This window comes from Microcoleus sp. FACHB-831 (assembly GCF_014695585.1).
Taxonomy (GTDB): domain Bacteria; phylum Cyanobacteriota; class Cyanobacteriia; order Cyanobacteriales; family FACHB-T130; genus FACHB-831.
In genome coordinates, this window is sequence record NZ_JACJON010000046.1 from 1 (window position 1) to 24,442 (window position 24,442).

Annotated in this window: 22 protein-coding genes and 1 tRNA gene; 13 read left to right on the forward strand and 10 right to left on the reverse strand. The window is 45.6% G+C overall.

The features are described from left to right. Positions 1 to 47 precede the first annotated feature (47 nt). Positions 48 to 2,354 carry an NACHT domain-containing protein gene (locus tag H6F77_RS12200; RefSeq protein ID WP_190488810.1) on the reverse strand — a complete coding sequence of 769 codons (2,307 nt, stop codon included), beginning with the start codon at positions 2,352 to 2,354 and terminating at the stop codon, positions 48 to 50. 680 nt (positions 2,355 to 3,034) lie between these two features. Here H6F77_RS12200 and rplU point away from each other — a divergent pair. From rplU to H6F77_RS12220, 4 genes are all read left to right on the forward strand, one after another. Continuing rightward, on the forward strand, positions 3,035 to 3,496 hold the full coding sequence (gene rplU, locus H6F77_RS12205) for a 50S ribosomal protein L21 (protein WP_190488812.1): 462 nt from the start codon (positions 3,035 to 3,037) through the stop codon (positions 3,494 to 3,496). Between the two features lie 29 nt (positions 3,497 to 3,525). Further along, entirely contained in the window at positions 3,526 to 3,825 is a 300-nt protein-coding gene (rpmA, locus tag H6F77_RS12210) for a 50S ribosomal protein L27 (RefSeq protein ID WP_190488814.1), read from the forward strand. A gap of 260 nt (positions 3,826 to 4,085) precedes the next feature. Then, positions 4,086 to 5,069: a porphobilinogen synthase gene (gene hemB / locus H6F77_RS12215; protein ID WP_190488816.1), complete on the forward strand. Its 984-nt coding sequence runs from the start codon at positions 4,086 to 4,088 to the stop codon at positions 5,067 to 5,069. A gap of 144 nt (positions 5,070 to 5,213) precedes the next feature. Beyond that, positions 5,214 to 5,675: a GNAT family N-acetyltransferase gene (locus H6F77_RS12220; protein WP_190488973.1), complete on the forward strand. Its 462-nt coding sequence runs from the start codon at positions 5,214 to 5,216 to the stop codon at positions 5,673 to 5,675. On the opposite strand, the gene H6F77_RS12225 is transcribed toward H6F77_RS12220, so the two are convergent. From H6F77_RS12225 to H6F77_RS12250, 6 genes are all read right to left on the reverse strand, one after another. Further along, positions 5,659 to 6,741 (reverse strand): sensor histidine kinase, encoded by a 1,083-nt coding sequence (locus tag H6F77_RS12225; RefSeq protein WP_242022112.1) that lies wholly within the window; start codon positions 6,739 to 6,741, stop codon positions 5,659 to 5,661. The genes H6F77_RS12220 and H6F77_RS12225 overlap by 17 nt on opposite strands. Positions 6,742 to 6,836: 95 nt before the next feature. Then, entirely contained in the window at positions 6,837 to 7,439 is a 603-nt protein-coding gene (locus H6F77_RS12230; protein ID WP_190488818.1) for an L-threonylcarbamoyladenylate synthase, read from the reverse strand. A 280-nt stretch (positions 7,440 to 7,719) separates the two neighbouring features. After that, positions 7,720 to 8,643 carry a peptide chain release factor N(5)-glutamine methyltransferase gene (gene prmC / locus H6F77_RS12235; RefSeq protein WP_190488820.1) on the reverse strand — a complete coding sequence of 308 codons (924 nt, stop codon included), beginning with the start codon at positions 8,641 to 8,643 and terminating at the stop codon, positions 7,720 to 7,722. Positions 8,644 to 8,736: 93 nt separating this feature from the next. Then, the gene (locus H6F77_RS12240) at positions 8,737 to 9,516 is read right to left on the reverse strand and encodes a Tic22 family protein (RefSeq protein ID WP_190488822.1); all 780 of its coding nucleotides are present in this window, start codon (positions 9,514 to 9,516) and stop codon (positions 8,737 to 8,739) included. 843 nt (positions 9,517 to 10,359) lie between these two features. Continuing rightward, positions 10,360 to 10,433: transfer RNA gene (locus H6F77_RS12245), tRNA-Pro, on the reverse strand. 64 nt (positions 10,434 to 10,497) lie between these two features. After that, positions 10,498 to 11,025: a GNAT family N-acetyltransferase gene (locus H6F77_RS12250; RefSeq protein WP_190488824.1), complete on the reverse strand. Its 528-nt coding sequence runs from the start codon at positions 11,023 to 11,025 to the stop codon at positions 10,498 to 10,500. A 935-nt stretch (positions 11,026 to 11,960) separates the two neighbouring features. Between H6F77_RS12250 and H6F77_RS12255 the strand changes: the two genes are divergently transcribed. From H6F77_RS12255 to H6F77_RS12265, 3 genes are all read left to right on the forward strand, one after another. After that, positions 11,961 to 12,686: an ACT domain-containing protein gene (locus tag H6F77_RS12255; RefSeq protein ID WP_190488826.1), complete on the forward strand. Its 726-nt coding sequence runs from the start codon at positions 11,961 to 11,963 to the stop codon at positions 12,684 to 12,686. 143 nt (positions 12,687 to 12,829) lie between these two features. Further along, positions 12,830 to 13,750 (forward strand): alpha/beta fold hydrolase, encoded by a 921-nt coding sequence (locus H6F77_RS12260; protein WP_190488828.1) that lies wholly within the window; start codon positions 12,830 to 12,832, stop codon positions 13,748 to 13,750. Between the two features lie 683 nt (positions 13,751 to 14,433). Beyond that, entirely contained in the window at positions 14,434 to 14,859 is a 426-nt protein-coding gene (locus H6F77_RS12265) for a hypothetical protein (protein ID WP_190488830.1), read from the forward strand. A gap of 265 nt (positions 14,860 to 15,124) precedes the next feature. On the opposite strand, the gene tsaD is transcribed toward H6F77_RS12265, so the two are convergent. Then, positions 15,125 to 16,177 (reverse strand): tRNA (adenosine(37)-N6)-threonylcarbamoyltransferase complex transferase subunit TsaD, encoded by a 1,053-nt coding sequence (gene tsaD, locus H6F77_RS12270; protein ID WP_190488832.1) that lies wholly within the window; start codon positions 16,175 to 16,177, stop codon positions 15,125 to 15,127. Between the two features lie 102 nt (positions 16,178 to 16,279). Between tsaD and H6F77_RS12275 the strand changes: the two genes are divergently transcribed. The 5 genes from H6F77_RS12275 (at position 16,280) to H6F77_RS12295 (ending at position 19,556) form a co-directional block, all read left to right on the forward strand. Beyond that, the gene (locus H6F77_RS12275) at positions 16,280 to 16,780 is read left to right on the forward strand and encodes a Photosystem I reaction center subunit III (protein ID WP_190488834.1); all 501 of its coding nucleotides are present in this window, start codon (positions 16,280 to 16,282) and stop codon (positions 16,778 to 16,780) included. Between the two features lie 38 nt (positions 16,781 to 16,818). After that, entirely contained in the window at positions 16,819 to 16,953 is a 135-nt protein-coding gene (locus tag H6F77_RS12280) for a photosystem I reaction center subunit IX (RefSeq protein WP_190488836.1), read from the forward strand. 306 nt (positions 16,954 to 17,259) lie between these two features. Further along, a complete protein-coding gene (locus H6F77_RS12285; protein ID WP_190488838.1) occupies positions 17,260 to 17,790 on the forward strand; it encodes a photosystem I reaction center subunit XI in 531 nt (176 codons plus the stop codon). Positions 17,791 to 17,875: 85 nt separating this feature from the next. Next, complete coding sequence (locus tag H6F77_RS12290; RefSeq protein WP_190488840.1) at positions 17,876 to 18,031, forward strand: hypothetical protein; 156 nt, start codon at positions 17,876 to 17,878, stop codon at positions 18,029 to 18,031. 223 nt (positions 18,032 to 18,254) lie between these two features. Next, on the forward strand, positions 18,255 to 19,556 hold the full coding sequence (locus H6F77_RS12295) for a phage tail family protein (RefSeq protein WP_190488845.1): 1,302 nt from the start codon (positions 18,255 to 18,257) through the stop codon (positions 19,554 to 19,556). 298 nt (positions 19,557 to 19,854) lie between these two features. Here H6F77_RS12295 and H6F77_RS12300 read toward each other — a convergent pair whose 3' ends face one another. Both H6F77_RS12300 and H6F77_RS12305 read right to left on the reverse strand, forming a co-directional pair. Beyond that, positions 19,855 to 20,688 (reverse strand): TdeIII family type II restriction endonuclease, encoded by an 834-nt coding sequence (locus H6F77_RS12300; protein ID WP_190488850.1) that lies wholly within the window; start codon positions 20,686 to 20,688, stop codon positions 19,855 to 19,857. Between the two features lie 50 nt (positions 20,689 to 20,738). Beyond that, positions 20,739 to 21,965: a DNA methyltransferase gene (locus H6F77_RS12305; RefSeq protein WP_190488852.1), complete on the reverse strand. Its 1,227-nt coding sequence runs from the start codon at positions 21,963 to 21,965 to the stop codon at positions 20,739 to 20,741. A gap of 201 nt (positions 21,966 to 22,166) precedes the next feature. Here H6F77_RS12305 and fusA point away from each other — a divergent pair, with 201 nt between their 5' ends. Continuing rightward, on the forward strand, positions 22,167 to 24,236 hold the full coding sequence (gene fusA / locus H6F77_RS12310) for an elongation factor G (protein ID WP_190488854.1): 2,070 nt from the start codon (positions 22,167 to 22,169) through the stop codon (positions 24,234 to 24,236). Positions 24,237 to 24,442 lie beyond the last annotated feature (206 nt).

The window sequence follows — 24,442 nt, forward strand, 5'->3', positions numbered from 1 at the left end:
GCTTAATGCCACTTATTATCATTAAGCCTGTTTATTCTGGTTTCTCATTAGTTCATTTGTACTCTTCCATCCCCTTTTGCTGATGTGTGACAGTTGTGGGTGCGGAATGTGGGATTCAACTCCAGCAACAAAATCATCACGTTCAGCCCAGCATAAACATCAACCTGGCGCTGTCCTAACTGGATTCCTTGCTTTTGCAGTTGTCGCGTCTTTTTTTGGGGTAAAGTTCCTTCGGGTATATCAACTGGTATATCAATAAATTCCCCATCGCACCAACGAAGATAGAAATTTTCCAGACGTTTGAATAGCTGCAATGCTTGAAATTGCTGATTCGCAGTTAGCAACTCCATCAGGTATTCAACAATCTCTGGCGTTAGCCCACCGTAACCCAGTAGATCGTATATTTTCCAAGCCATCTGATCATTCTTGACGATAAATTCTTCACCTTTTCTGCCCGGTTCTGTCCATTCTTCCAGGCTTTCTTTCAACCGCTGGGCAAACAAAAACTCGCTGAAACTCTTGTGGGCAAATTCTACTGATCCACCCTTATCGCCCGCAGTTGGCTGAAGGTAAAAAGCAGCCAAGGCATTTTTTAGCGCGTCATCTCCCCATCTCTCCCGTGCTTGTTGAATTAATGTAGCTGCATTTCCGTTATCCTGGATGCGCTCCTCCACCATTTGCAGCGCCGCACATTCACCGCCAGACTGCACTACACATAGCGCGGCTTCTGACAGAATGCGCGCTAAACCGTCTGTTTCCATTTTTGTCAGCTGTCGGTTTAGCGTTTTTGGACGTTGTTTAATTAGTACCCATTGCAAAGATTTTTGATAAATTAAAATTTTCGCCCTAATACTGCTGGCTCCCTCAAACATTTCAACCGTTAATTCGCCGTCTATATGCATTGCTGCTAATAGATAAAGCAATAGCGGTTCTTCTGCTAATTCCCGCACTCTATCTGGACAGCGCGAATCTTGCAAAAATTGCTGAAATGCTGAAGTCGTACCCTCTCCAAATTGTGCCGACCATTTAGTAAACCACTGCTGCTGGAGTTGGTAATCCATCGGCTGGATTTCCACTCGCTCCAGATTGTGTGGCATATCGGGTTCAATGCTGTGCAAAGCTAAGGCTCTGCCAGTAATTAAAACGCGATGCCCCATGTCTTTGCACTGTTGGCAATCCAGTTGAAATTGCCCCACTTCGCTCATAAATTCTTCTAACCCGCCGCTGGTTCTGCCCTGCATTAGCAATTCATCAAAACCATCCAACAAAAACAAATATCGCGTATTTCTATCTGTTAGCCAGCCATCATCGCTGGCAGCAAAATCGGGTTTCACTGCTTCTCGCAATGTTTGTCTAAAACTCGACTGCAATTGGGGTATATCTCGCAATAGAATTAACACGGGCGTCCAAATTGGATGCAAATTCTGTCTCACCCAATCGGCAAACATCCGACAAAAGACGCTCTTACCGCGACCTGGCCCCCCTTGGATAAACATTACGTTATCCTGGTTTTGGCTAGTGTTGAGAATACCTTTTGCCCAACTCTCTAAATCAAAAGCTGCTGCCTTTTTATCTACATCGCCCTTTTGATCAACTGGCTTAGCCTTCAGCGGTACATAAATATCTCTAAACGTGAATTCTTCAGCAAAAACTTTCTCTTTAGGTTTGGCCGCAATCTCTTGCAGATATTCCTCGATGCTCTCGTATTTCTCCAGTTCCTTGCGCCAGCCATCGCGGTACAATTGAGCCAGCGTCTTAACTGCATTCCCCGCCTCAGCTAAGGATTGATTTAGATAACGGTGGGTATTGCGAGAAACCCGCTCTGTTACAATTTCAGCCTCATTTTGATTAATTCCGGCTTGTTGCAGATTATTGGACAACAATTGATTAAAAGCTTTTGCTAATTCCGATTCATGGAAGCAGACAATCACTTCTTCAGCTTGATCCTCAGTTAATTGAAAATTTTCCAGATTTTCAGCCTGCTGTTGCAATGTTTCGGAAACATTTTTTACACTAAGCGGCGTCCAAAAGTCAGTTTTTTCTAGCAATTTTTCTAAACTTTTTAGATAAGCTAATGTAGATGCTATCTTTACGCAGTCTCCAAGGGTTCTATCCTGCTCTCGCTTGTCGTGAAAACGCTTTAGCAGCCGCGTACTAATCCACACAAACGGCAGCCCAGCTGAGACAATGGGAGCTATGGGTGAAGCCAGCGCTCCTAGACCCAGAGCGATCCCCAGATCCAACACTGTCTTACATGTCTCGGTTAAATCGGCGATCGCATCGTGTTTTCGCCCAAATAATTCCGGGACAGGAGTTTTAAACACCTTCAACACCTTCTCTAGCGTCGTTTCCATTAGTTCTTTTCCCTTAATTTCTGCGCTTGACACCTTTAATCAACAACTATAACAAGCCGATTTCTTGACATAAGATGCAAAACTCTGCAACAACCGCTTCGCTAACTTATACTTTTCTGATAAAGCAAACCTAACCCATTAACATCATTTGGTTTTAGGATTGTGGAGTTGAAGTTCTGAAACTAACTATTTGTAGGGCTTCCAAAATAAAAATCTAAAATCTAAAATCTAAAATTGCCTAAAGCCATCGCCTCTATCGCCTGCCATAATTTCCCCACATCGGTGTTTAGAAACTTGCAGAACTTTTGCAGTTCCGTTGCGATTTCTACCTCCGGGTGCTGATGACATAGTGCCTAGCCGATCTCGAAATATTGGCTCGCGATCGCTTGACACATTTACATATAATTACCGATAATGGTAGATTGTCTGTCTATTCCTGCTCGGATCAGGTTGAGACATTCCAAAAGCTGCTTGGGGCTTGGTAGTTGGTGATTGATTGTTGGTCAAAGTTAGGAGTTTTGTATAGATGCCGATTTTCTTAGGCCAAGGCGATCGCGTCTTTGGCTAGGCACTTGCAAGAGTTAAAAGTTAAAAATTTATACTCAAAACTCAAAACTCAAAACTCAAAACTCTCCCATACCCCATTTAGCTACCTGTACGGCAACCACTAGGACAATTTGATGAGTTACGCAATTATTGAAACGGGCGGCAAACAGCTGCGAGTCGAACCAGGCCGCTTTTACGAGATCGAACTACTTCACGTAGATCCAGACGTGCAAGTTACGATCGATAAAGTTTTGTTCGTTCACCACAACGACGACATCACCATCGGTCAACCATTCATCGAGGGTGCGACGGTAGAAGGTACGGTGATGCGTCACCGCCGGGGCAAAAAAATCATCGTTTATAAGATGAAGCCCAAAAAGAAAACCCGCAAAAAGCGCGGGCATCGCCAGGAAATCACCCAACTGATGATTAACTCCATTAGCATGAATGGAACGGCGATCGCTACCGAACAACAATCAGCCGCAATCCCCGCAGCTGATGAGCCAGACGCCCAAACCATTGAGGCAGACGAAGCACAACAGGCTGCTGTTAGCGTGGTAGCTGATGAGCCAGATGCTCAGACGGTTGCTGAATAATAGAGAAAGTACAAAACTTAGAGGAAATTATGGCTCATAAGAAAGGTACAGGCAGTACGCGCAACGGGCGCGACTCTAATGCCCAGCGTCTAGGCGTCAAGCGCTGGGGCGGTCAAAAAGTTAAAGCTGGCAACATCCTAATCCGTCAGCGCGGCACTAAAGTTCACCCCGGCAATAATGTAGGTATTGGCAAGGATGACACCTTGTTTGCCCTTATTGATGGTGTGGTGACTTTCGAGCGCAAAGATAGAACTCGCAAGAAGGTAAGTGTTTACCCCTTGCCCGCACCCGCCGCTGAACAAACTGAACCCGCTGTGGCTGCTGTTTAACCACCGCAGTTATAAACTTTTGTTGTGGGATCGGCAACTTGCCCGTCCCTGAGATAATAGTTCAAGAAACCCGTTTTCTCAAAGAAGGCGGGTTTCTGAGCTTTAGAAAATTCTACTTTCTAGCTAATTAACTCAAAACTCGCTTAGGGCGGTTTTAATTAAGGCTGTCGGCCAAATTCCATAAGACGCAGTAAATCAGCGTCTCTAAAAGCCGTCCCTAAAAAACAAAAACCTTGAAGCCAAGCACTCAAAACTAGATTATGTTCCCAACTCATCGCCCCCGCCGCCTCCGCACTTCACCCCATCTGCGCCGTATGGTGCGGGAGACTGTTGTTACTACGAGCGATTTAATATACCCGTTATTCGCCGTTCCGGGCGAGGGAATTGCCAAAGAGGTTAAATCCATGCCCGGAGTCTACCAATTATCGGTAGACAAAATTGTGGAAGAAGCAAAAGAAGTCTACGACTTGGGCATCCCAGCTATCATTTTGTTTGGCATTCCCGCTGATAAAGATGCAGACGCAACGGGCGCTTGGCACGATTGCGGCATTGTCCAAAAAGCTGCCACAGCCGTTAAAAGTGCGGTGCCAAATTTGGTTGTAATAGCTGATACTTGCTTGTGCGAGTACACCAGTCACGGTCACTGCGGCTATTTGCAAGTGGGGGATTTGACTGGGCGGGTGCTGAACGATCCGACCCTGGAGTTGCTGAAGAAAACAGCCGTATCTCAAGCTAAGGCGGGTGCTGATATTATTGCGCCATCTGGGATGATGGATGGTTTCGTGCAGGCAATACGAGTGGGACTAGATGAGGCTGGCTATGAAGATACGCCGATTCTTTCCTACGCCGCTAAGTATGCCTCAGCTTATTATGGCCCATTTCGCGATGCAGCCGAATCAACGCCGCAGTTTGGCGATCGCCGCACTTACCAAATGGACCCCGGCAATGTCCGCGAAGCCCTCAAAGAAATTCACCTCGACATCGCTGAAGGCGCGGATATGCTGATGGTTAAGCCAGCTTTAGCATATATGGACATTATCTGGCGCGTCAAAGAAGCAAGCAATTTGCCAGTCGCCGCATACAATGTCTCTGGCGAATATTCTATGGTTAAAGCAGCTGCTCTCAACGGTTGGATTGACGAAGAGCGAGTGGTTATGGAAACCTTAACTGGCTTTAAACGTGCTGGTGCTGACTTGATTCTCACCTATCACGCTAAAGATGCCGCTCGGTGGTTGCACAGTTAGTTTGGTGGAAGAGTTATGAGTGATGAGTTATTAATTCAAAACTCATAACTCATCGCTCATAACTTTTTCGTGCGATCGGACACCAATATCCAGCTTTTTGATTAGTAGAATGACCCAGTACTAGACTCTAGGTTATTGATGACGATGGATGACCGTCATATTCATTTTTGTCAGGAAAAATCAAAGGTTGACCTCAAGCAACTCAAGGAACTGTTTCGAGTTACTGCGTTCTGGGCACAAAATAGGCAAATTGAGGATTTAGCCATAGCGATCGCTAACAGCGATCCTGTTGTCAGCGTCTGGGATGCAGACCGCCTCATTGGATTTGCCAGAGCTACTTCAGATTGCGTTTACCGAGCCACTATCTGGGATGTCCTCATTCACCCGGACTACCAAGGTAGCGGACTCGGACGCAAGTTAATACAAACACTTCTCAGCCATCCACGCATGAATCGAGTAGAGCGCGTCTACCTGCTGACTACCTATCAACAGGGTTTTTACGCACGCATCGGTTTTGAATTTAGCAACCCAAGTACCACGATGGTGCTTCACAATAACAAGCCGTTGACTGGTTCTGTGCCTGCCTCTGTTATGCAGTCTCACTAGGCGCTAGGGGCACAGAACACTGCATCCGCGTGAAACTAGCTGGTGTTGATGCCCCAGAGCCTTCTTCTGGGGGTACTTCCACCACTTCCAATCGTCCGTGCATGACTTCGATCAGCATCTGATTCATCAACAAATTCATTCCCGTTGAGAATGCTGCCTGTTTACGGGGCTGCTCATTGTTCTCAAGCGGGAGTTGCAGTAAATCCACTGGCTCAATCCAAACGTCTGGCGGGCATTCGGCATCAATGCAGATGTTGAAATAACCCGATGTTGGTGCATTTTGTGCAGAAATCTTTATGCTCCCTTCCTGCATTTTGCTAATAGCAGCATCCACCATATTTACTAGCACCTGTCGCAGTCTACGTTGGTCTGCTTGCACGTAAATATCTGCCTCTGGGGGCGATAAGTGGAGACGCAAACTGCGATTAGTTGCTTGCAGGTGAGTCAGGTTATAAACTTCCTGCAAAACACCCGCCAAGTTCAAAGGCTGAGCATCCAATTTTGTAGTACCGTGTTCGGTTTTGGCGACACTGATAATTTCGTCTATTAAATTCATCAGCTTGATGGCTGAGGTGTTGGCTTGGGCGACAAATTCTCGCTCTTCACTTGGGTCTTCGCACAAATCGTTCAATATCAATTGATGCAGGCCAATTAAGCTACTGAGGGGCGATCGCAACTCGTGGGAACTCCGTGCCAAAAACCCTGCTTTAAACTTGCTCATTTCACTTGCCATCTGGTAAGCAAGCTGAGTTTGCTTCAGTTCCTCCTTAAGGGCATCTGTGTCTAACTCAGAGTCTTTGCTGCTTACCTCTGGCGTTAAGTTAGAAACATCGCGATCGCCCTCTTGGCTTACTGCCGCTTGTGGTGGTACGGCGACAGTATCCGGTTGGGAATCTTGGGTTACTGCTGCTTCCTTGACTATCCTACCCTCGTCAACTTTAGTGCCTTGTGGGCGTTGGTGCTGTTGTTGCCTGGATCTGCGGGGGGCTTCTCTTCCCAATACCCAGCTAATGCCAGCGCCTATTCCCAATCCCATAACCAAATATACCAAGTTGTCCCAGCTCATTGTTTTAGCTCAACCCGTTACTACCAATTCTTTATTGCGTTGCTACAAATCGAAACTTATATGCTGTGTTTTAAATGCGCTAAAGCTGGATAAATTTACAAACCGCCATCGGAAGTTAAAACTATGCCTCCCTGCCTTAAAATTTCCCAGCCGCTACCCGTCCATTTAACAACAGTCGAGGGTAAGCCAATTACTCGTTTAACAGATTCCAACTCAGCAATATCCAGCGTGAGAACGTCGGGAAACTGAGTTTCTATTTCTGCCATCGTCTGCAAGGCTGCCTCTCCGGAACGGTTAGCGCTGGTGGTGGCTAAGGGGCCAGTTTGAGCCAATATTTTCTGCGCGATCGCGCAATCGGGCACTCGCACCCCTATTGTTGTCGGATCTGCTTGATTCATAGCCAATGGTACGCGATCGCTTGCTGGCAATACCAATGTCAGCGCCCCCGGCCAGTACTTTGCCGCTATTTTCTGCCAGATCTTCTTCTCTTCTGCACTTCCCTTAACATACGGCCACAGTGCTTCTGGCGAAGCCCCCATCAAAATCAACGGTTTTTCTCTGCTTCGTCCTTTTGCAGCAAATATTAAATCTGCGCGTTCCGGTAGAACAGCCAGTGCTGGTACTGTATCTGTGGGAAAACTCGCTAAGCTACCAGCGCGTACTCCTGCTATTAAATCTGCGATCGCAACCTGCGTCATCCAAAATTTCTTATTTTTTATTTGTTATTTCTAGATTATTGTCGCTTAGCGATATTAGTAGCATTTAGTAATATAATTTTGCACCTTGCCAAGGTATAATTAAATAATGGAAATCTGTGCTTAAATAATATTTTTACAACTATTTCCATTATTGATAACATTAATCATACCAGAAAATCTAAAAATAAAAGAACCCTAGAAAAAAAGTTTTTTATAAATCTCATATATTTTTTAATTTTTAATTACCAAAAAAATCACTGCTAGGAAATTCTAAAAGATTTTAATTGAAATTGATGATAGCTAAAGCAAAGCGTTCGATGCCAGCCAAATCCTTGTGAATTTGAATCTGGCTGTAGCTACCCTGATTTTGCAGCAATTCGCTGACAATTGCTGCCTGTCCTGCCATCATTTCAATCAGCCAAACGCCGCCTGGTCGAAGATACTCTGGTGCTGTCTCTACAAGATGGCGGATACAATCCAAGCCATCTTCTCCGCCATCAAGTGCGCTGTGGGGTTCGTGGCGTACTACTTCCGGTTGCAGAGAAGGGACGATGCTGCTGGGGATATAGGGCGGATTGGACACCATACCACTGAATTTTCCTTTAAGAGAGCTTAAAGGCTCCCACCAAGACCCTTGATAAAACTGAAGGCGAGAGGCCATTCCTAGATGCTGGGCATTTTGTTGAGCGATCGCTAAGGCTTCAAGACTGTAATCGACAGCATGAATAGTAGCATCGGGGAAGGCGTCTGCAAGTCCGAGAGCGATCGCGCCGCTTCCAGTCCCTAAATCCGCCCAGTGTCCTTGTTCTAGTGGTGGAGAAACTTGGCGGCTGAAGCAGCGAACAGCAGCAATTACCAGATCAATAACTAACTCTGTCTCCGGTCGGGGAATTAACACCGCCGGAGATACAGCCAGGGAAAAATTACGCCAGGGAGTAACACCAGCAATGTATTGAACTGGCAAGCGATCGCGAATCCGTCGCTGCCACAGATCGGTTAAAACTTGCAGGGGCAGCTTTAGTTTGATTTGAGGCAAGTCTTTATAAGATTCCAAACGCAGAGCCAACCGATCGAGACCAGCCACTTCTTGCAGCAACCAGTCTACTTCAGCGATTGGGATGTCAGATGAACGCGCTGCCTCGCGAGCTTTGTGCCGCCACTGCCAGAGTTCCAGACCTGAAACAACATGGGGTTCCTGGTTCATGGTTAATAGTGAATGGGTCAAGGGTCGGGGAAAAGACGCGAGCTTATTGGCGATCGCTCCCTAGCCCTTGACGCTTGAGCCTTTTGCTGTTTACTAGCGACGTTGTTGGGGTCGAGCCTGGGCAGGGCCAGAAGCTGGGAGCGATTGCAAGAATTGCATAGACTCCCGCGACGGAATCAGCATAATGTTATTCAACTGCTGATTGTTGCTGCTCTTCAAGGTTTGAATAACACCCTCCAAAGGCACCACCTGAATCTCAATCGTACTTGCCATAGCAGGCTGTTGCTGCTTGAAGCGGTCTACCATACTTTGCAATTGCTCTTTATCAAAGAAGAAAGGAATCACAGGCTTGTTGTCCTGTTGAATCGTTAGGTATCCCTTATCCTTTCCTCCTCTAGCAGCAAAAAGCGGTACGCCTGCAAATTGCTGTACTTTAGGATCGCTCTGGCGTAGCAGTGTTACTGCCGATTGCACTTGCTGCTGCACGGGCACGTAAGCAAAATCTAGAGCGTCTTTTTTATCTTTATTTGCTTGAGCGAGTTTGTAGACCTCTGCCAGCGACACTGGTACCACTTTGACTGTTTTAGCCAAATCGGGCTTTTCCTTGTTCAGTCTGTCGATAAAAGCCTGAGCATCCTTCTGGCTGATAAAGACGCCTGCCACTGCCCCTTTCTTAGGCCCATTATCCACAGAAGCAACCAGGGGCGCTCCTTGTGCATCTGTAATTGTAAACACAGGCACTGGTTGCAACTTTGGTATGATCTGAGCTTCTGGCAATGCCACCGCCGGCATATTGCCGAGCAATGATGACCCCATTAGGGTAGTGCCAAGTAGACCCAGTGTTGCGCTCCAGCGAACCAATGATTTCTTCATAATTTCCTCAGTGTTTAACCTTGATTGCTTTGTACTACCAGAATAGATTTAGATTGTTGTCAGACCTTCCGACTTTTCTGATGTGCTGCTGCCGACAACCCCCTAGCTATCAGTACTTGATGAAGATATACCCGTTCCTACGAGTCAAAGATTGTTCCCACATTAACTTTATCGGTTCTGTTGTTATATGACGACAAGCTAATGTAGATACTTTAACTCCCTAGTTACAAAGTCGTTGCAGAGCCTTGACTATTTCTTAGCAGAAAGATGCACGACCTGTAAAAGAGAATTACTCTAGATTTTTGCTTTTCCAGGGCTGTGTGCTTTCTATGACTCGGTGAGCAAGGTAAGAGTTCCGGGCAGCGTTGTATCTACATCAATTTGTTGCGTCTCAGACATGGCAGTTGTTCTACAGGCTGCGAGGCACCTCACTTAGTCTAACTGTGGCTCTTCTTGTCTCAACGCAATCAATTTTAGAGAGCATTTAGCAAGAATAATTTTGATGTTTGACTAATTAACCATTAATGATTACGCGATCGCCAAAATACTTACAAATTTAACACTAGCTTCTTCGCTTAAGCTCACGCTCTTCAGCATCACATTTGTCTAAACTTGCCTATAAAATCCTTCAATTGTGGTTGGGAGTGTAAATGATACTGTGGCAGTGGGATTTTAGAAATGGGGTTAGCTTTTTGATTATTTACGCTCTCTTGATGTCGCAAGCGCAGATTAATCTAAGCGATTTAATTTCTCCGAGCAAAACCTAAGCTTGTCAACGGCGATCGCTCGTTAAACCTGGGGGCACCCCCAAGCGAAACTTGAGAACTTTTTTAACCAATTAAATCGGGATGACAGGATTTGAACCTGCGACATCCTGCTCCCAAAGCAGGCGCGCTACCAAGCTGCGCTACATCCCGTTGCTATTTCTCAATTATAGCTTATTTTTTAGAGTTTATCCTTAATATTATGAAATCCTAACAATTAGTCGGGATACCAAAACATTCCCTTAATCCCTTCCGGGTCGGACATAAAGCCCAAACCCCGGTAGAAATCGACAACTTGAGGATCGGCGAATAAAGTAATGTTGCTTATATCTTCGCTCCGCAGCTTCTTAATCGCATACTTCATCAGAGCCTTCCCCAGACCTTTGCCCTGGAAATCTGGGTGAACCACGACATCCCAGAGAGTGGCATTGAAGGCATGGTCGGAAGTTGCACGGGCAAAGCCAATCAGACGTCGCTGCGTCCCCCGCTTTTGCCACATTGTAACGACAAGGAAGCTATGTTGAATTGCTTTTTTAACCTTACGGAGGGGGCGGCGCGACCAACCAACGGCATCGCACAATTCTTCGAGTTCGTACAGGTCGATTTCCCGTTCCGTGCTAAAAAATATGCTCGGGCCATTTTCAGTGCGATCGCTCGTACCTTCAACAGCGTCTTCACCCACCTGCGTCGCATTTGACGGGGTGGTTGCCTCAGAACCGCTAAACAAGCTTTTCCAAAAACCCATGCAGATGTGGTTAAGATATTGACACTTTCCCGTACCCAACGGGCGGCGGGCTTCCCAACCTTATGTCCTCGGCAATAATAACACAATTGCCCCCTCATATGGTCACGCTCTTAAAGGATATAGCACGGGGAGTGGGTGTTGGAGTGAAAAATTGCAGGGGGCAATAGTTTCAGATTTTATGGAAAAAACTTCCACTCGTCTGTTTACACGTCATTACCTGATGGCTAAACTACCAAGCCTTTATCCACTTGGCTTTTGTGCATTTTAATGACTACTTTCAGTCCAATTTACCTTTTACTGAATTGTCTATCCATTAAAGCCCGTGCTTGCTAGATTATGGGATTTCCTGATACACAGGAGCTAGGGCTTTCAAAAAGCTATCCGCAGCTACCTGGGACTTTACTAGGTCATAGAGACTTAGAAGTAATGAATCATAACCTTACTTCATTTTTCTTCTCTTTTCTATGTTTTTCACAAATGGCTACAATGCTTAAATTAGACATACTAGACGAACGGGAGTTTATAACCCCTCACCTCAATTGCGGCTCTATTTTTGAGCCAATCCAGTATCCCCATAATATTTTGAATAAAACAGCCCCTAGAAAGTCTATTGCAAAGACGACAACAACTCGGTCATGCTTCCCAACATTTTTACCTAACCAAGCATTTGCGGGAGTCAAACCCTAAAAATTGCTCTTCAAGGTTTCCATACGAAGCCGAGCGCTTTCAGCCATGTAGATATAAAAATTATACTATCCCTTCTGAAGCGAGATTCTTAGGCTCAGGGGCAAACACCTGTGAGCCTGACGAACCCCATGCATCCGACTAATAGAGAAAGCGCTTTTTTGTCGAACTGTATGGGAGAGTTTAGCTAAAGGGTATTTGGCTCTGTTTTATTATGCGTCTAACCAGGCTAGCGAGTCTTACCCCCTATTATGGCTACGGGTTTGAAATCATCGACACTGGAACTCCTGAAGCGATTTAATCGGTCGTTTCCTCAGTTCTACGAGCAGTTTGTCAGCAGTGAGATCCAGTTACAAAACCTCAGACTAGCCTATCGGCTATACAAAACTCAGCGAGCCGTGATTGAGCTGAAACCTGAAGGCAGCAAAAGTGCCCTGCATTTTGCTTACCGCAACCAATCTTTTCTCCTGAGTGATATTTTTGGCGTACTGGCTGCCTATGGGCTGACAATCCACAGTCTTAGCCTATATGGTCAGATCACGCCACCCATGCTGGTATTTATCAAACTCGTTGTATCTCGTGGTAGCAAAGCACTAACAGACAAAACAGCAGAAAATGTCTGCCGAGCAATTCGGGAAGCTCTGGCAGGGCGGTTTGAAGTGGAAGAGATGCTGGCGGTGGAATTTAATCTCGACGCTGGTTTAGAACAGGTAGAAACAGAATTTTATGTAGACCCCGTTTTCCATCTTCCAGCACTATTAATCGAGGCAGACAACCAGCCTGGTCTGTTTTATAAGGTAATGTACGCTATCTGGCAAGAGGATCTGCTGGTGGTAAATGCCAATTTGCTAGTCTGGCGGGGGCGAACCCGCCTGATTCTCTACCTACTGGGGCCGAATGAAAGCGTTATTCCCGAATATCTAGGTCAAAAAATTGCTGAAAGCGTCAGGCAGCGATTGTTAGGACGACGGTTTTAAAGACTTTGAGCGGAGCCTGTGACGCAAAGCCTGTCGTGGTGGGGACTTTTATCTGAAGACTCCAAAACTGTAATTTCTTTCGTGTTAATTGGAAGCAAGACTTTTCAAAACGCCTGCGTCCCTAACCGGGATAGGATTTAATTATGGCAACCGTAGATATCCAGGGAGTTCCGCACGCTTACGAGTTGACGGCTCCAACCTCCTCTCCCCATGTTTTAGTATTCATACACGGCTGGCTCTTAAGCCGTCGGTACTGGCAACCCCTAATTGACCGCTTATCGCCGGATTATCAATGTCTGGCTTACGACCTGCGGGGGTTTGGTGATTCCCAGCTTTTTAAGGCTTCTAGGTTAGAAGGTTTGGGAATGTCGAAGCAGCCAGAAGCGATATTGCCTTCAGACAGTGTTGCCGAACTTTTGGCGTCACTATACACGCCCGCTGCCTATGCCGGAGACTTGGGCATTTTGTTGCAGGAGTTGAATATTTCTAGTGCTTGGCTTATAGGTCACTCTTTAGGTGGCACTATTGGTCTTTGGGGAGCTTCCCTTCTGCCTGAGTGTGTTAAGGGAGTGGTGTGTGTTAATGCTGGCGGTGGTATTTACATTAAGGAAGGGTTTGAGAGGTTTCGGGCTGCGGGTCAACAGATTCTTAAATGGCGTCCTCGTTGGTTAAGGTATGTGCCTGGTATGGATTTGCTGTTTGCACGGGCAATGGTGGCGCGTCCTTTAGCTCGTTCTTGGGGACGGCAACGTGCGATTGATTTTGCGATCGCTCACCCGGACGCGGCGCTGGGGACATTACTCGATTCTACGACTGAAGCTGAAGTCAACCGCTTACCCCAAATTGTGTCCCGGCTAAAACAACCTGTTTATTTCATTACCGGAGTTAAAGACACGGTGATGGAACCTAAGTATGTGATGCATTTAGCTAGTTTTCATCCGCTGTTTCAAGGCTGTGGCGATAATGTGATTCAACTCCCTGACTGCGGACACCTGTCTATGCTTGAACAGCCAGATGCAGTCTCCTGTCACATCCGCACCTTTCTCGCAGCTCATACATCTTAAGATTGACTTTGTGAACCTCATAGTTCGCTCAAATATTTTTCTATTTTAGGTTTATTTACTCACCCTTTATTTTGGGTTGCCGAAAAAAGCTAGTAGGAATTTTTATTAATATATTTATAATATATAATACATAAAGTATTCTTATTTTCATTGGCAGTTTGCTTTGCCTTAGTGCGTGCAGCAGGGAGGGTTAAGTTAAGGTTAAGGGCGCGTCTTAAACTAAGGCTTTACCGCTTGGCGAAATCGTGTCTGACAAACGTTATTTTTTATCACTGCCTTAACCCAGCATCCCCTAGCAAACCCAATTTCCCCAACTATAAAAATGCTAAATCAAAACCTAAATTACAGCTTATATAAAACCTATAAGCGCTACTAAAAATTACCAAAGTTGGGGAGTACTGGTGCTATGCTAATAGCATTAGATATTACTCGCTTGTCTAGCATAAATTACTTATTCATGCTAGAAAAAAAGATGTAGAGCGTTTGAGTTTTGGGCGAACTTCATGACGGAAGGTGACAAATGCTGATTAGAGGAAATTGTTCACCACACTTAAGGCAGATTTTGTAAGCTACCCTTCAAGTTAATATTCTTAAGGAAAACGATGGGGATCGCAAGCAAATTGCTCTTTCTACTAGCATGGCATAACAATTGCGATCGCGCTTATTGACTTGATGAAAAGCTCGTGTCAGCAGACACGTTTAGAAGTAAGGAACTAATGAAGTTAATGGATACCTTTATCTCTCAGGAAGCTAACGTGGAAGAAAGCCAGACCATTCAAATATCCTTAGAGTTTCCGGACGAGCATCTGGTTGCTATTTCCGACGCAGCAGATATGATAGCTTGCGAGTGTCCTAGCTATTTGGTTCGACTTTTAAAAGAGGTTAGAGAATTTCGCCGTTACACAACAGAATGTATAGAACGCTTTCCTAACGATACTGCTACTCATGAATGGCTTGCCAGTCGGGCAAATCAAGTGGAAGTGCTGCTGTCTCTAACAATTTATGAGCTATTAGAAAAAGAAAATCTTGTAGAGAATTATAATCAACTGAATTTGAAACGCCTTTCAGAAAGAAACCGCGCGATCGCTTTAGAGGAAATTATTTCCTAGTTTCTGCGTTGCAAGCAATCAAACCTAATTGTTATAGCGGTTTGCAGTTGAGTTAGAGACACCAAAACTAAGGGAATGCGGTCATGGATCTGTAAAGGTGAAGCGGGCGCTGTAAAAATCCCTATTAGGGATTGAAACAGGGATTGAAACATAGGGGTTGAATCGATAAAGGCGCTAGTTCATCTGGAAAGGCAACGCGATCGCGTTGCCTTTCCATGTTGTCAGAGGTAGAAAGTCGCAGATAACAGCAGCAATTAGCCAGTATTTAAACAGAAGCCTGGTAAAGCTGCATTACATCCGTAATAGCAAGGCGAGATTGTACTCCCAGAGTTAAGGGAGAAGTATGGCCTCGACTTAGATGGTCAGATGCGGCACAACCGATCATAGCGGCATTGTCGGTACAGAACTTGAGGGGCGGGAATAGCACCCGCAGGTTGCGATTGGCACCCGCTGCTTGCAAGTGCGCCCTCAATCCGCTGTTAGCCGCGACGCCGCCGCCTACAGTAATGGTAGAGAGGTTATAGTCGCAAGAACAGGCGATCGCTCTTTTGGTGAGACTTCGCGCTACACTTTCCTGGAAACTCGCCGCTATATCCCTCACAGGCAGCCCCTCACCGCCCTGCTGCTGTAACTTTTGTACTAGCCGCAAAACTGCTGTTTTTAAACCACTAAAACTAGAATCATACGGATGATAGCCGCCCCCTGGTAGTCCAACATTGCCCTCCGGTAAGGGAAAAGCTCGCGCATCTCCTTCTCGCGCCAGCTTGTCAATGACTGGGCCACCAGGATAACCCAGATTTAACAACCGCGCTACCTTATCGAAGGCTTCACCCGCGGCGTCATCGCGGGTTTCTCCTAGCGTTTGGTACACGCCACAATCTTTGACATAAATAAAGCTAGTGTGTCCGCCAGAAACCAGCAGACACAAAAAAGGCGGCTGTAAGTCTGGTTCGCTCAGGTAACTGGCATATATGTGACCTTCGAGGTGATGGACGCCCACAAAAGGCTTCTGGTGGACAATGGCAAGCGTTTTAGCAGCAGTTAGACCTACCAACAGCGCCCCTACTAAACCAGGGGCACAGGTTGCCGCAATGCCGTCAATTTCTGCCCAGTCCATCTGGGCCTCTTGGAGTGCCTCAGCTACACAATCGTTAATAGTCTCGACGTGTTGACGAGAAGCCACCTCTGGCACAACGCCGCCATACTGCCGATGCACAGGGATTTGTGAGGCAACGATGTTACTGCAAACTTTACGATTGTTAACAATAGCCACCGCAGTTTCGTCACAACTTGTTTCAATTGCTAAGACTGTCGCCATTCACTGGTAAGTTAATCTATCGATACATGATTGCTTTCGTACAAACAAGCACAGTGTTTTGTACAAAAAAATTTTTGTTTCGTAACAAAAGGAAACAATGCTATGCGACGATTGTTGGCTTTAATTATTGCTGTTGGTGTGTGGATGAGCTTTGCCCCAGTTGCATCTGCTAATGATGTATCTGGGCTAGTGCGTTGTAGTGATTCGCCTGCCTTCCAAGAACGGGCTGCTAATGCCCGTCCTACCAGCGGCGGCGACCCCGATTCTGCAAAACACCGTTTTGAGCGTTATTCGCAGGCATTCTGCGGCCCAGAAGGTTTACCGCACTTGATTGTGGATGGTCGCCTTAATCGTGCTGGGGACTTTATCATTCCTAGCATTCTGTTCCTGTATATTGCAGGTTGGATTGGTTGGGTAGGTCGCGCCTATCTGCAATCCGTTCAAAAGGAAGCTAATCCAGAATTGAGAGAAATTAAAATCGACGTTCCTCGGGCGATCCCTATCATGCTATCTGGCTTCACTTGGCCTTTGGCAGCTACTAAAGAATTCCTAACTGGGGAATTATATGCCAAAGACAATGAAATCCCCGTTTCACCGCGCTAGTTCAGCCTTATTAGTTAAGTAGTTTTGGAGAACGATTCATGCAATTGAAGTATTTCCTGACATATCTTTCCACGGCGCCAGTGCTTGCCACCGTATGGCTGTCACTTACAGCTGTTCTGTTGATCGTGATTAACTACTTCTACCCCGATCTGCTTTTCCATCCTATGCCGTAAAGCTGATGCGGTTTAGGGTCAAGTGAATCCAATTTTAGATTTGGTCTTCAATGCAAAATTGAAAATTTAAAATCAAAATTGGACGGGTTAGTGCTAAGTGAAAATAAGAAACTCGCGATTGTTGAAAGTTGTAGGACTTATCCCGCACGATTGGCAGCGCGAGTTTCTGCCTTTTTGTAGCGACAAGATTCAGCACAGTGTATAGAATTAATTAATTTTTCTAAAGATACACCCAAAGACTGGGAATTAGGCTACGAAGCTGCCTTAAAATAATGCCACGACTGCATATAATTGGGAAAAAAAGTTATGCAAGTGCAAGCGATTAGCGACTCTAAAGATCGGCCAAGAGATCCAAGGAATCAAGAGGTTGTCCACGTAGCTGGCGACCCACAAAACGGGAATTTAGCGACACCGATAAATTCTTCGGGGTTCACAGAAGCTTACATCAATAACTTGCCCGCCTATCGCAAAGGACTATCACCCGGACGCCGGGGGCTAGAAATTGGTATGGCTCACGGTTATTGGCTGATTGGCCCCTTCGCCAAGCTAGGACCATTACGGGATTCAGATGTAGCAAATCTGGCTGGTTTATTGGCAACAGTTGGTTTGATTGTCATTTTAACGATTGCGTTATCTCTATACGCTTCTAGCAATCCTCCCCAACCAGTGGCAACTATTACTAATCCCCATCCTTCTGACTCCCTTTCAACACAGGAAGGTTGGAATGAGTTTGCTAGTAATTTTCTGATTGGTGGAATTGGCGGCGCTGGCTTTGCTTACCTGCTGATTTCTAATTTGGAAGTTCTCCAGAGCATCTCTAGCAATTTATTTAACTAGAGACAATCTGGTTATTGCTAAATCCTCCCTTGGATTTATATAAATGCCCCTGTCCTGAGTCGCAGTTAGGATAGGGGCATTTATATTGGAGTTGTTAGTTTTTATAAAAATGGCGATCGCGCATGATGGCAATGTCCACGATGCTTGCTTAAAAATTGCCATAGCCGGGAACCGTGCAAGCCTCCCCAAGAAGCGTCCAGGCGCCTGCGACATTACTAACCATAACGTACTTAAGTTATAAATCTGAGTTTAATAATTAGTAACCCATGCCGTGCGGCAACTAATAAAAATTAAGCTAGAAATCCTATTAAACCTAAAATTCATAACCGCAGACGGACTCCGAGTTGGGGGATTTATCTCTTTAGTTTGGTGTAATACCTTGCCTGTAACTGTTAGAGTGACCCTAGATAAAAATTTGCAACAGATAGGCGTTCAGCCTTTTTAACAAATCGGAGATTATGGCTATGACTGAAAACAAACAACCTTTAGATAAGCAAGACGAAAATGCTGACCCAATTAACGAGCAACCCGAGGAATTGTCAGGAGGCCCAGGCATAGGTGCTGGCCTAGCTGGAGCAGCGATTGGCGGGGTAGTCGGTGGTAGAGTTGGCGGAGTGTTTGGTGCAGTAGCGGGCGCAGTAGCGGGCGCTTTGGCTGGTAGGGGTACAGCTGAGGCTGTTAACCGCACCGTAGACGGTGTAGTGGATGCAGTAAACACTGTAGCTGAGGGCGTCACCCACACTGTAGAAGGTGTAGGGGAGACTGTAAAGCATACCGCTGAGGATGTCAAACCATCTGTAATAGGTATAGTAGACGCCGTTAAGGATACCGTGGAGGATGCCAAGCCCTCTGTAATAGGTGCAGTAGATGCAGTCAAGGATACAGTTGAGGATGTCCGGCCATCTATAAAAGATGTAGCGGAAACTGTCAAGGATACAGTTCAAGAGGCCAAGCCATCTGTTGTAGAAACAGTAAGGGGCGCAGCTGAGGAGATCAGGCCAGCCGTTCGGGGTGTAGCCCAAGAGGTACAGGGTGCGGTTGACGATATCCGGCCATCTATCAAAGGTGTAGCCGAAGCCGTTAAGGGTACAGCTGAGGATGTCAGGCCATCTATCAAAGGTGTAGCCGAGGCTGTCAAAGATACAGTTGATGAGGCCAAGCCATCGGTAGTAGACGCAGTAAAGAGTGCATCGGCTGATGCCAAGTCAACTGTCAAAGATGTAACCAACCAGGTAAAGGGCGCGGCTTCGGATGTCCGACCCTCGGTGGTAGACGCAGCCAAGAGTGCATCGGCTGACGCCAAGTCAACTGTCAAAGATGTAACCGACCAGGTAAAGGGCGCGGCTTCGGATGTGCGGCCTGCTGTAACTGATGCAGCCAAGAGTGCATCGGCTGATGCCAAGTCAACTGTCAAAGATGTAACCGACCAGGTAAAGGGCGCAGCTTCTGATGCACGGCCTGCTGTAGCAGACGCAGCCAAGAGTGCATCGGCTGATGCCAAGTCAACTGTCAAAGATGTAACTAACCAGGTAAAAGGCGCAGCTTCAGAGGCGCGGCCATCTGACAATATCCTTGCCCAGCCACCCCAAAGACGGGTAGTTGCAGACAAGAAGCCGATGGAGACTGGTGATGTTGGCCTTGGGAAGCAAGTTGAACCTGACACAGGCAAAGCATCAATCCCACTAGAGATTGTCGATCGACGCAGCAAGCCTGTAGAGGCTCAAAAGCCAATAACTCCTACTGACAAGGACTTACCTTTAGGCTAAGTTGCTGGGGTGAATTCCTAGCTCAGGCTGATTAAAACTAGGGCTTAGAACCGTTTATAAAGGGTGGGTTATCAATATAACCCACCCTTTGCCATAAGGGGGCGATCGCGTAATATCTCTATGCTTGTAAAATTGATAATGAGAAGGGGCGATCGCGCTTTAAATTTGTTTTTTATAAAGTGCGATCGCGTAGTATTTACTTACCTGCAAAATAGATAATCAGAAGGGGCGCTCGCATCGGGCCTGTTTTTAACTATAATTTTCAAAAATGTTAAGTAGACATTGCCCATTCTACAGACTACAGCAGACCTTCGTCAGCATCAGCAGGAGGTTCAATTCCCAAAAATTCCCTGTATATCCTATCTTTGTATTCCCTACCAATTTCGTTGACAGCATCAATGAATGATTGGTAAGTACCCAAACCGCCTATCTTCTCCCAAAACTGATCCCCTATAAGAACTACTTCATCTTCTTGCATATTGAACCATCTGCCGGGAAAACTCCAAGCATAATTTTCTTTGCACCCGTATGGGTTATATGGCAACGCATAGTATGCTCCATCAACTTTTAGTGGCTCCATACTGTATAGTTTTAGTATTTTTTCTTTACTAACTTTTGTTTGATCGCTATTGGGAAGAGGAGCTTTAAGCTCAAAAGCATACTTTTTATTATTAGTTCTATCCTCAGCGTAAACATCACAAACTACAGAAACGGGTATGTCTTCGCCATCTCCATCTAGAATGTAAGCTAACTCAGTATCCCAATCTGGTTTGATTCTTTTTTGTCCTCCAACTGCGTGTTCTAGCCTGTTAAGCACTTCTTGAATCCGCCTCAATCTCTCGGCTTTTACTGTTCCATGAATGCTATGGTTTATAGCGCCATATCCTATCCCTTCGTTAGCTGCAACCACAGCTAAGGTTTCCCATGCTGAACCAAAGGGTGTGACAAACCTTCTCTCAAAATGAGAACCTTTGAATATTTCATCAGGAACTAAAGCTGCATAAAGAGGCTTTTTAGCCCGATGATCTTCTTTAATAAAAGGATCTTTGAGCAAAACATTGTGCATAACTCTATCCATCATTTTTTTTATAACTGCTTGGATTGCAGCTTTCATCTGCTGCTGGTCAGCCATATTTAAAACTTCCTCGTATTGCCACTACTTTGCTATGTTTTACCTATACTTCAGCGTTTCCGCCAGATAAATACAGACTCGTAAAACTCACCAGAACGTCTTCCCGTCCTCCTGTTGACATGACGCTGAACAATAGCCTCTACTTCTACACCGATAAAATCAGCTATTTGACCGTAAAGATTAGCTTTGTCACCCGCTATTACAATCAAACGGCTGCCTGCTGGCATAGAATCAAGCGCATTACGGAATACTTCTGAAATGTCTTGTTGGTACTGTCGTTGCGCTTTCTGGCTAGAACCATTAGCCGCGGCTCCAATTTCCCGTTCGCGTTTATCTTCCAACCCTAGTAAGTGGTAGGCGTAAGCGTGTTGTTCGTGGTAGTCAATTAAACCGACATAAGGGGGACTGGTGATTACCCCATCTATTGGGGGAGGTGCAGTTTTACGGCTGTCAGCGTGACAGGCGATCGCCACTGCATCCGTGCGTCTGACTGAAAACTCTTCGAGCCTTTTAATAGTATCAAGGCTATATCGCTTCAAGAATTTTAATGCTTCTGTGGTGGGTTGGCATAACCTCGAATGTTTATAACACCAGTAAGGCTCTGTCTGGGGATTTTTGGGAAAATCTAAATCAAAGTGCGTAGTCAAACGAGCCGAACGAGCCGAACGAGACAGTATTATTTTCAGTAAACTTTGATACTCATAACCTTCAGACTCAATCAATTGACGATAGACTAATAACTCCCGACGAGCTTGCGGTGCAAACCACTGCTGAAGATACGGATCATCTGTTTCTTTCAAAAGCCAAGTTGGTGAACTTTCTTCCCATATGCATAATTGTTGGGATTTTGGCTGGCTTATGTCACGAGTTTTATTAAAAATATCCATAACTTCCTTGCGGACTTTAACTAAGTCATACTTTGCTGTTTTAGTACGAGTAAGAAGTACGTTAAAAGCCGATACATCATAACCAATAGAATTAATTCCCAACTCATTAGCTTGAACCAAAGTTGTACCTGAGCCACAAAAAGGATCTAATACAGTTTGTCCAGGACTAAAGTATTTTCGCAGAAATATCTCAACTAATTGGGGGATAAACTTACCTAGATATGGATGAAGCCTATGAACGTGTTTTGTCCGTTCCTTTTCAGGTAACTCTTTCTCGCGCCAGTTTAAATTTAAATTTTCTAAATTCGTATCTTTTGTAACTTCACTTGGCACAGTAGTTAAATCTGCACGCGAATATAATGCTACACGTTCTTCTTCATTTGTCAGCATCACGTTAACTTTTCAACGGTTAGATAATGGTCAAAATTTCCGGCTCCATAGATCATATACCGCGAAGCTCCGTCCGCGCCACTTTGCGATCGCTGCTCCTTTATACACCATTGACAATTTTGTAGTATTTTTGTAGTATAAAGATAGTTGCTCAAGTGGCAAATATCTTTTCATCGCTCTGGTAAGGCAGAGTATTGTCCTATGATTCCCCGAAAACGCATCCGTAATATTGGAATTTCTGCTCATATCGACTCTGGTAAAACAACACTAAGCGAGCGGATTCTTTACTACACGGGCAAAATTTACAAAATTGGGGAAGTAAAAGGTAGCGGAGATACTGCCACGCTGGACTACATGAAGCTTGAGCAAGAAAAAGGTATCACCATCACTTCAGCTGCTACAACTTGCATCTGGAATGATATCCAAATCAACCTAATCGATACCCCCGGACACGTAGACTTCACAATTGAAGTAGAGCGTGCTTTGCGAGTTCTGGATGGCGCAATTATGGTGCTGTGCGCCGTTGCTGGAGTTCAGTCGCAATCCATCACAGTCGATAGGCAAATGAAGCGCTATCGCGTGCCGCGTATTGCCTTCATTAATAAGATGGATCGTGCGGGTGCAAATCCGTTCCGAGTTGTGCAAGCGCTTAGGGCCAAATTAAATTTAAATCCCCTACTCCTTCAATATCCAATCGGCAGCGAGGATAACTTTGTTGGCGTTATCGATTTAATTGAGATGACAGCAAATTACTTTGAAGGAGCAAAAGGCGAAAATCGCGTTAGCCAGCTTATTCCCGAACACCTACAAGATGAGGCAAAAGAGGCACGAGTAAAGATGCTCGATCGGCTTTCCATGTTTTCAGAAGAAATGATGGAAATGCTGCTTGAAGGCAAAGAAGTTCCCAAGGAGATAATTTGGACAACTATTCGCAAGGGAACTTTAAGTCTTGAGTTGACACCAGTTCTTTTAGGTTCTGCCTTCAAAAATAAGGGCGTTCAGAACCTGCTCGATGCTGTAGACCTTTATCTGCCATCTCCAGAAGATCGGGAAGTAGTAACGGCAATTGATATTAGCACTAAGGAGAAAGTTAATGTCTACCCAGATAAAGACGCAAATCTTGTTGCTTTGGCGTTCAAAATTACAGATGATGCGTTTGGTCAACTGACTTATACTCGCATCTATTCCGGTACGCTGCGCGAGGGAAAACGGATCTACAACACCCGCACTAACCAACGGTTTCAAGTCAGCCAAATCGTGCAGATGCATGCCAACAAACGCGAACACGTAGAAAGTGCAGCGGCTGGAGAAATTGTAGCTTTGCTTGGTGTGGATTGCGCTTCGGGCGACACATTTTGCTCGGAAGGAACAAACCTTTCTCTAGAGCAAATGTTTGTACCAGAACCCGTAATTACCTTAGCGATCGCGCCCAAAAAACGGGACGATGCCGATCAAATTTCCAAGGCGCTTAACCGCTTTATGCGAGAAGATCCCACCTTCCGAGTCAGCATCGATCCCGAATCTAAGGAAACATTGATATCGGGAATGGGCGAACTCCACCTGGAAATTTACATCGAGCGAATTAAGCGCGAATACAACGCGGAAGTCTACGTCGGTGCGCCAGCAGTAGCCTATCGCGAAACAGTCTCTCAATCGGCAAGTTTTGATTACAAACTCAGGAAACAATCAGGAGGAAGCGGTCAATATGCTCATGTAATTGGTCGTATTGAAGCTTGTGAAGAACCTTTTGTGTTCGAGAACCGAGTTGTCGGCGGTGCGATTCCCAAGCAATTCATCCCTGCTTGCGAAAAAGGCTTCCGCGATGCTATAGAAAGCGGACTTTTAATTGGTTATCCAATTATTGGAGTCAAAGTAATTCTAGAAGGCGGTTCTTACCATAACGTTGATTCTTCGGAAATGGCATTCCGGGTTGCGGCGAAGCAAGGATTCCAACAAGCATGTGCCAAAGCGACGCCGATTATTCTCGAACCAATTATGCTTGTGGAAGTGGAAACACCAAACGATTTTGTAGGACGGGTGCAGGGTGATTTGTCGTCTCGTCGCGGCTTGCTGCTGGGTTCGCAGACGATAGAAAATTATGCCGCAATCCGTGCTGAAATACCGCTTGTGGAAATGTTTGGTTACTCGACACCGCTGCGATCGCTTTCTTCGGGGATGGCTAATTTCTCTATGGAGTTCGCTGACTACAGACAGGTTCCCGCCAGCGTTCAGCAGCAGCTAATTGCAGACGCCGCCAAACTGCGCGGCTAAACCAAATGTAGGGGCGCTATCCAAGTAGCCCCTACTTGGTTTTTTTACAGGCGATCGCGTTGGTGCTTTCATATCAATGCGGTTGATTGCTTAAGATCGCAATTTTCGACGATTTACCTTCAATCAAAAATCAAAAATCAAAAATCAAAAATTGATGTCACGCGCTACGCGATCGCATTTATCCTGAATAAGAGTTGGATAAACGG

Coding starts and splice junctions, on each gene's coding strand:
- H6F77_RS12300 (WP_190488850.1), bottom strand. CDS start 20,688: ATGGCTGACCAGCAGCAGATGAAAGCTGCAATCCAAGCAGTTATAAAA.
- H6F77_RS12255 (WP_190488826.1), top strand. CDS start 11,961: ATGGCTACGGGTTTGAAATCATCGACACTGGAACTCCTGAAGCGATTT.
- H6F77_RS12285 (WP_190488838.1), top strand. CDS start 17,260: ATGCAAGTGCAAGCGATTAGCGACTCTAAAGATCGGCCAAGAGATCCA.
- H6F77_RS12200 (WP_190488810.1), bottom strand. CDS start 2,354: ATGGAAACGACGCTAGAGAAGGTGTTGAAGGTGTTTAAAACTCCTGTC.
- H6F77_RS12275 (WP_190488834.1), top strand. CDS start 16,280: ATGCGACGATTGTTGGCTTTAATTATTGCTGTTGGTGTGTGGATGAGC.
- tsaD (WP_190488832.1), bottom strand. CDS start 16,177: ATGGCGACAGTCTTAGCAATTGAAACAAGTTGTGACGAAACTGCGGTG.
- H6F77_RS12280 (WP_190488836.1), top strand. CDS start 16,819: ATGCAATTGAAGTATTTCCTGACATATCTTTCCACGGCGCCAGTGCTT.
- H6F77_RS12295 (WP_190488845.1), top strand. CDS start 18,255: ATGACTGAAAACAAACAACCTTTAGATAAGCAAGACGAAAATGCTGAC.
- rpmA (WP_190488814.1), top strand. CDS start 3,526: ATGGCTCATAAGAAAGGTACAGGCAGTACGCGCAACGGGCGCGACTCT.
- prmC (WP_190488820.1), bottom strand. CDS start 8,643: ATGAACCAGGAACCCCATGTTGTTTCAGGTCTGGAACTCTGGCAGTGG.
- fusA (WP_190488854.1), top strand. CDS start 22,167: ATGATTCCCCGAAAACGCATCCGTAATATTGGAATTTCTGCTCATATC.
- H6F77_RS12305 (WP_190488852.1), bottom strand. CDS start 21,965: ATGCTGACAAATGAAGAAGAACGTGTAGCATTATATTCGCGTGCAGAT.
- H6F77_RS12225 (WP_242022112.1), bottom strand. CDS start 6,741: ATGAGCTGGGACAACTTGGTATATTTGGTTATGGGATTGGGAATAGGC.
- H6F77_RS12220 (WP_190488973.1), top strand. CDS start 5,214: ATGGATGACCGTCATATTCATTTTTGTCAGGAAAAATCAAAGGTTGAC.
- H6F77_RS12260 (WP_190488828.1), top strand. CDS start 12,830: ATGGCAACCGTAGATATCCAGGGAGTTCCGCACGCTTACGAGTTGACG.
- rplU (WP_190488812.1), top strand. CDS start 3,035: ATGAGTTACGCAATTATTGAAACGGGCGGCAAACAGCTGCGAGTCGAA.
- H6F77_RS12250 (WP_190488824.1), bottom strand. CDS start 11,025: ATGGGTTTTTGGAAAAGCTTGTTTAGCGGTTCTGAGGCAACCACCCCG.
- hemB (WP_190488816.1), top strand. CDS start 4,086: ATGTTCCCAACTCATCGCCCCCGCCGCCTCCGCACTTCACCCCATCTG.
- H6F77_RS12230 (WP_190488818.1), bottom strand. CDS start 7,439: ATGACGCAGGTTGCGATCGCAGATTTAATAGCAGGAGTACGCGCTGGT.
- H6F77_RS12240 (WP_190488822.1), bottom strand. CDS start 9,516: ATGAAGAAATCATTGGTTCGCTGGAGCGCAACACTGGGTCTACTTGGC.